Below are 6,934 nucleotides of genomic sequence, written 5' to 3'. Positions count from 1 at the left end.
AAGAGATTGTCCTGAACGCGTTACTTATGGCGGTGTGGAGGCGTAATCCTCAAAAACAGGTATTGGTTCATTCTGATCAGGGCAGTCAGTACACGAGCCATGAGTGGCAGTCGTTCCTGAAATCACACGGTCTGGAAGGCAGCATGAGTCGTCGCGGTAACTGCCACGACAACGCGGTTGCGGAAAGCTTTTTCCAGCTACTGAAACGCGAACGGATTAAGAAAAAGATCTACGGAACGAGAGACGAAGCCAGAAGCGATATTTTTGATTACATCGAAATGTTTTATAACAGTAAACGTCGGCATGGTTCGAGCGAGCAGATGCCACCGGCTGAATATGAAAACCTATATTATCAACGGCTCAGAAGTGTCTAGATTATCTGTGGCGATTCAGAGAGCACTTCTATGGTTACTTCAGTCACTTATCTACCTCATTCCCCTCGCAGCTGTTGTAGCAGGGATCTACATTTTTGTCCGCTTTATGCCAAATTACGCAGCCTTCCTTAGCATATCCTTGGTGATCGTTGTTTCCTTCATCTACATCAAATACAACAGATGGTATTGAATGTTTCCAACACCATCTGTCAGCACTCGCTTTTAACATCCAACCCAAATCATCAATGATAGCGCCACTCAACTTGATAAGGCCTGAAAGTCTTAACCTAATCCATCACTCCCCTTCCAACCCACAAACCTGCCACCGCACCGAACTCACGCCCTTCTCCAGGCTAATCCGTCCCACCAGACTCTCCAGCTGATCAGTCATGCTCGGTTTTCCCAGCACTTCCGCATTCACCTCCATGCGATGTGGCGGATTCATATCCTCGCTGTGCAGTGATTGCAGGCGCAATCCGCTGCCGCCAAGGCTGTGCAGCATCAGGCTGCGCACCTGCACTTCATCTTGTGCCAGACAGATAATCTGCACTTTGTAGTGCTGCACCACTTCTTCCGCAGGCACCAGGCTCTGGCGATTAATCCCCTGCGCCAAATCGCGCAGCAGAATATTGGCGCAAAGAATCACCATGCAGCCAATCGCCGCTTCCAGCAGCAATCCCATGCTGCACAAAACGCCCACGGCGGCGGTGCACCACAGCGTTGCGGCGGTATTCAGGCCGCGCACGTTAAGGCCGTCGCGCATGATCACCCCACCGCCGAGAAAGCCGATGCCAGAGACCACATAGGCCGCTACGCGTGAGGCATCGGTGGCGATGCCGGGTACGCTTTGCGTCATCAAAACAAATAAACAGGCGCCAGTGCTGACCAGCGCATTAGTGCGCAAACCGGTCATACGTTGGCGAAGCTGGCGCTCGCTGCCAATCAGCGCGCCCAGAACCAGCGCGACAGTGACGCGCAGTAAAAAGATTTTCCAATCCATCATAAACCTCACTCCGCTGCTTCAGGCAGGCGGAACTTCAGGGGGTAATAAATGGATTACAGCCGGTGCCGCTACCGCTAAAACTCAGCAGCATCACGCAAAAAAACAGGGGGAGATTCTGGAAGGAAATCCACCGTCTTAACGCACGGTTAAGACAGCGTTGAGGGCTATCTTACCGCAGGGACCTTTTGTAATCGTTCGGGACAGGTGTCCAATGCAGTTATCCTCTTGGGTAAAAATTCGCCGGGATTCTAAACCTCGTATCCTGTTATGGCTACTCCAAATAGCGCTTTCGTTTAGGTTGGGTTAAAGACTTCGCTATCGGAATCCCCAACCTGTTGATGCCTTTTATCACCGTGCTATCTTACCCACTCGCTATACCGCAATCGGATCAAGACCAATGGCAAAACAACGTGTAGGAATCGTGTTTGGTGGCAAATCGGCCGAGCATGAAGTGTCGTTACAATCAGCGAAAAACATCCTCGAAGCCATCGATAAGAGCAAATACGAGGTGGTGCTGCTGGGCATCGATAAACAGGGTGAATGGCATCTGAATGATGCTTCCGGTTTCCTGCTCAATGCCGATAATCCGGCGTTGATTGCCCTGAATCGCTCCGGCGAAAACGTCGCGCTGGTGCCAGGCAGTGCTTCACAGCAGTTGATCACTCGTCAGCAGGCACAGCCGTTGTCACAGCTGGATGTGATCTTCCCGATCGTGCACGGCACCCTGGGTGAAGATGGATCGCTGCAGGGCTTGTTGCGCATGGCGAACCTGCCGTTTGTCGGATCGGATGTGCTGGGCTCAGCGGTGAGCATGGACAAAGATTTCACCAAGCGTTTGCTGCGCGATGCAGGCTTAAAAGTCGCGCCGTGGATCAGCGTGACGCAGGCACAGCGTGCGCGTTTGGATGCGCAAGCCGTGATCGATCAGTTCGGATTACCGCTGTTTATCAAGCCCGCCAATCAGGGATCGTCTGTCGGTGTCAGCAAAGTGGATCATATTGACGATCTGGCGGCGGCGCTGGATCTGGCCTTTACCTTTGATCGCAAAGTGCTGATCGAGCAAGGCATCAAAGGCCGCGAGATTGAGTGTGCGGTGCTGGGCAACGATGAACCCGAAGCCAGCCCGTGTGGCGAAGTGGTGGTGCATGATGCCTTCTACTCGTACGACACCAAATACATCAGCGCCGACGGTGCACAAGTAGTGGTGCCCGCCGCCATCAGCGAGCAAGCCAGCGAAGTAATTCGGGCCGTGGCGATTCGCGCGTTCCAGGCGCTGGAGTGCTTTGGTATGGCACGCGTTGATGTGTTCCTGACCGAGAGCGGCGAGATCGTGGTGAACGAGGTGAATACCCTGCCGGGCTTTACCAATATCAGCATGTATCCGAAGTTGTGGCAGGCGGCAGGATTAAGCTACAACGATTTGATTACGCGCTTGATTGAGCTGGCGCAGCAACGCCATCAGCAGAGCAGCAAGCTAAAAAGCAGCGTTTAATCTTCACGTTCCGGGTGCCCATGAATGCGCACCCTACAACGGTTAAACAGGTTTGTCATTGATGGCGATCGAAACAAATTAGCGTCAGGCAGTTGTGAGGTTGTCATCAATGGCGACCGAAAAAACCAGCACCAAGCCATCGTAAGGTCGCCATTCACGGCGACCAAAACAACCCAGCATCAAGCCATCCTATGGTCGCCACTCATGGCGACCATCACGCACTTCACGCCACGTCATTCACCATGCTGCGCGGCTCCATCGCCGGAGAGGTTTGGTTACGGCCATTGCGTTTCGAGAGGTAGAGATTTTTATCCGCTGCCGACACCAGACGGTTAATCACGCCCGGCCATTCCCGCTCACTCTGCGCACTGCCGCGCGCCAGGCCTAAACTGGCGGTGACCGTCACCGTGTTGCCCTGAATCCAGAACTTCTCTTTGACCATCGCCTGACGAATCGCTTCGGCCAGCTGGTAAAGTTGCAGATGGCTGTAGTCGAACACCACCACCACAAACTCTTCGCCACCAAAGCGACACACCATGCCGCGATTGCCCACCACGCGTTGCATGCGGCGCGCAATCTCTTCCAGCACGCCATCACCGGCATCGTGGCCAAAGTTGTCGTTAATCGCTTTGAAATAGTCGACATCCAGCATCACCACGCCCGCTTCGCGCTGTAAGGAGAACGGCTCCTGCTTCAGGCTTTCATACAGGCCGGAACGCGACAGCAGCTGAGTGAGGAAATCGAAATTCGCCCGCAACGCCAGGCGATGATTGAGCTGGCGGATCGCATCCATACTCACTGCCACCAGCAGCGGGCTGAGTGCCACCGTTGCCACACCCAGTCGCGCCGAGGTGAGATGGCTGATAGGCAGCAGTGCGTCATCGCCCTGAATATTCATTACGCCGTGGGAAACGAGAACGATCTCAGTGATGCCGGTAATCAGGATCACCAGGCTTGTAACAGGAATCGGTAACACGATGGCGCACCAGATCAGCGCCGGCACCGGGAAGGTTAAGCTACCTGCCCCGCCAATCATCGCCCCCATGGTCAGTGACAGCACCACTGCCGCCAGCGGTAACAGCTTGCCCGGATGCAATAAGGTGCGCGGTGAAACGTTACGCAAGGAGCGCGCCAGCATCACCGGCAACAGCATCAGGGAAGTCGAGAATTGCTCGCTAAACCAGTCGCCCCACGCCACCACAAAGCGCGCGTTGAAATCGACATCCTGCGCCCACGCGCCCCAGGTGGCACAGGCGGCGGCACCGAGGAAACAGGCCGGGAAGATGCGCATGGCGTTGAACACCTGGCTGTTGGCCGAAGGCGGCTGCAGGTGCTTGATCAACATGCTGACCGAAACGAGGATAAACAGGATATTGGCGAAATTCACGGTCACCGCAGGCAGCGCCCAGCCGGAGAACACTGTGTCGTTAAATATCATCGCGGCAAAGCACACCAGATAGCTGGACGTGGTATGCAGGAAAGGATTTCGCACCATTAAACCGGCAATCAGCGCGTTCACCGGCCAAAACAGGGAGAACTCCTCCGGAATGCGCAGATGACTGCCAATAAAGCAGAAGAAAAGCGTAATCAGGAACAGCGAGAGTGCATTCTTTTTTAAATTATTCTCAGCAAACAGCTTAACGCGCATACGTCTGAACCCTGTAACCTGGAAATCGCTGCCTCTTGCCCACGGGCATCAGCAAGCATTTAACCTGAAATAACTGTGCGATGATTCGGCAATTAAGCGAGTGTTCGTCATCCTACTCTGCGACTGGGCGGCACTCAATGCGCCGGATCGGCGAGATGCGAGCGCGCGAGCAGGGTTGAAACCCGAGAAACAAGGATGAGAGCTGCTGCAATTATGCCCTGCAAATAAAAAAATCGGATATCCGAGATATCCGATTTTTACGCGAAAAACCAGTTTTTCAGCAAAGCGTTATTGCTATTTAACCGCAACGGGCCACTGACTCAGACGAATACCACGATCGCGCGCGTTTTCGCCGAAATCCTGTAGTACCGCTTTGACGTCCGGATCCAGGTACTCGGCGTTATCGTGATCAACAATCACCGTGCTGTTTTCCGGGATCTCCGCCAGCAATCCCTGCAGTTTTGGGTTGTGCATAAAGGTGAGGTTTTGTTGGAAGCGCAGCACGTAGTGATCGTCATAGCGGGTAAGCTGCAGCGCGTTGCGGTGGCTTTTGTAGATGCTATAGAGAATCTGCGTGGCGATACCGATACCAATCCCGGCCAGCATGCCGAACACAATAATGCCGCCGATGGTGGCGAGGAACGGCACGTACTGCTGAGCGCCCATGCGGAACTGTTCAACGAACAGGCGCGGCGTTGCCAGCTTATAGCCGGTATACAGCAAGACAGCGGCAAGGCTGGCTAAAGGGATGGCGTTGAGCAGATCGCTGAACCACAAGCCGCAGATCAGCAATAGCGCGCCGTGGATCAAAATCGACAGTTTAGTCTGCGCCCCGACACTGACGTTCACCGAACTGCGCACAATCACCGCCGTAATCGGCATCGCACCAAGGAAACCAGCAGTCAGGTTGCCGATGCCCTGTGCGAACATCTCTTTATTTGGCGAAGGTGCCGGATGCTGCGGACGCAGTTTTTTCAGCGCCTCCTGACTCAGCAGCGTTTCCAGGCTTGCCACCAGCGCCAGCGTCACGGCAACCACCCAGACTGAAGGATTTTGCCACGCCAGCCAGTCCGGGGTTTCCAGTTCCGCCGCCAGCGCTGACAGGCTATCAAAGGCTGGCAACGCAATACGCGGTAGCCCTTCCGCCAGGCTCGGGAACAGGCGATCGCCAAACACCGTCGCCATGCAGCCGAACAACACGGCCACCAGTGGGCCCGGAATCCAACCAAGCAGCTTGACCGATTTCACTATTGGCGTGGTCCACAGCCAGAGAATCAGCAGACCGATGCCCGCCACCAGCATCGCACTTAGCGAAAACTGAAATCCGCCATTCACCAGCGACACCAGCTCAGCATCACCTGCGGCACCGAAGGCCACCGGGATCTGCTGCATAATCAGCAAAATACCGATCGCCGCCAGCATCCCTTTGATCACACTGCCCCGCACCAGCGAAATGAAGCGACCGGCTCGCAGCAAACCAAGCAGGCACTGCAACACGCCCGCCAGAATCAGCGCGGTGAGGAAAGCGGAGAAGCTGCCAAGCGTCTGGATCGAGGCCACCACAATAGTCACCAAACCTGCCGCCGGGCCGCTGACGGCAAAACGCGAGGGACTCAGTGAAGTGACCAGCAGGCCGCCGATCACCCCGGTGAGCAATCCGGCAAACGGCGGTAAACCGCTGGCCTGCGCGATGCCAAGGCACAGCGGCAGCGCCACCAAAAATACCACCAGACCGGCGGGAATATCCTGACGCAGCGTGTTCAGATTCATGGCACCGATTCCTCTGCAGATTGCTGAGTGAGCTCTTTCAGATGACCCGACTGCAGGTCATACACACAGCCAAACACTTCCAGCGATTGCCCGGCTTGCCAGGCCTGTCGCACTGGCTCACACGCCACTAACTGAGCAAACTGGGCGATGACGTTGGCTTCGACTAAGCGGTTGAGCTTACTGCTCTCCTCTTCCTCAGCACTGGCGTGATATTCCACCAATCCTTGCTGCACACTACTGCGCAACGCGGCGATGCGTCTTGCCAGCGCCGAATCCTCTTTTGCCAGCGGGCTAGCGGGCAACCCCAGCGCGGCCTGCACGCCGCCGCAGCCGTAATGGCCGCACAGGACAATGCGCTCCACGCCGAGGTAGAAAATCGCGTATTGCAGCACGCTCATCAGGTTATCGTCATCGGGCGCCACCATATTGGCGATATTGCGATGCACAAACAGTTCGCCGGGATGCGAGCCGGTCAGCACTTCGGCAGGTACGCGGCTATCGGAACAGCCGATCCACAGCGAATGCGGTTTTTGTTGATGCAGATATTGTTCGAAATAATCTGGATTACGCTCGCGGCGCTGTAATGCCCAACTGCGATTTTTCGCTAATAAGGGTTTAAGTGTCGTCACAATTATCTTCTCTCTACG

6 protein-coding genes are annotated in these 6,934 nt (G+C 55.2%); 2 read left to right on the top strand and 4 right to left on the bottom strand.

Translation table 11 applies throughout. The annotated features are described in order from the left end of the window. Positions 1–374 (top strand): IS3 family transposase (locus CRO33_RS21700; protein WP_141399044.1); only part of this gene is annotated, 374 nt, incomplete at its 5' end. Positions 375–669: 295 nt separating this feature from the next. On the opposite strand, the gene CRO33_RS21690 is transcribed toward CRO33_RS21700, so the two are convergent. Next, complete coding sequence (locus CRO33_RS21690; RefSeq protein WP_034828565.1) at positions 670–1,374, bottom strand: MgtC/SapB family protein; 705 nt, start codon at positions 1,372–1,374, stop codon at positions 670–672. Positions 1,375–1,774: 400 nt separating this feature from the next. Between CRO33_RS21690 and ddlA the strand changes: the two genes are divergently transcribed. Next, positions 1,775–2,869, top strand: a complete 1,095-nt coding sequence (ddlA, locus tag CRO33_RS21685; protein WP_097119556.1) for a D-alanine--D-alanine ligase — start codon at positions 1,775–1,777, stop codon at positions 2,867–2,869. A 223-nt stretch (positions 2,870–3,092) separates the two neighbouring features. Here the strand turns inward: ddlA and CRO33_RS21680 are convergent, their stop codons facing one another. The 3 genes from CRO33_RS21680 to CRO33_RS21670 all read right to left on the bottom strand — a co-directional run bounded on the left by CRO33_RS21680 (position 3,093) and on the right by CRO33_RS21670 (position 6,922). Continuing rightward, positions 3,093–4,517 carry a GGDEF domain-containing protein gene (locus CRO33_RS21680; protein WP_097119554.1) on the bottom strand — a complete coding sequence of 475 codons (1,425 nt, stop codon included), beginning with the start codon at positions 4,515–4,517 and terminating at the stop codon, positions 3,093–3,095. A gap of 294 nt (positions 4,518–4,811) precedes the next feature. After that, the gene (locus tag CRO33_RS21675) at positions 4,812–6,287 is read right to left on the bottom strand and encodes a SulP family inorganic anion transporter (protein WP_097119553.1); all 1,476 of its coding nucleotides are present in this window, start codon (positions 6,285–6,287) and stop codon (positions 4,812–4,814) included. After that, positions 6,284–6,922 carry a carbonic anhydrase gene (locus CRO33_RS21670; protein ID WP_097119551.1) on the bottom strand — a complete coding sequence of 213 codons (639 nt, stop codon included), beginning with the start codon at positions 6,920–6,922 and terminating at the stop codon, positions 6,284–6,286. Before CRO33_RS21670 ends, CRO33_RS21675 begins: the two co-directional genes overlap by 4 nt. Positions 6,923–6,934 lie beyond the last annotated feature (12 nt).

It is taken from the genome of Pantoea sp. GL120224-02 (assembly GCF_900215395.1).
Lineage (GTDB): Bacteria > Pseudomonadota > Gammaproteobacteria > Enterobacterales > Enterobacteriaceae > Pantoea > Pantoea communis.
The sequence above is the reverse complement of the archived record's forward strand: the minus strand, read 5'-3'. Positions and strand labels throughout refer to the sequence as shown.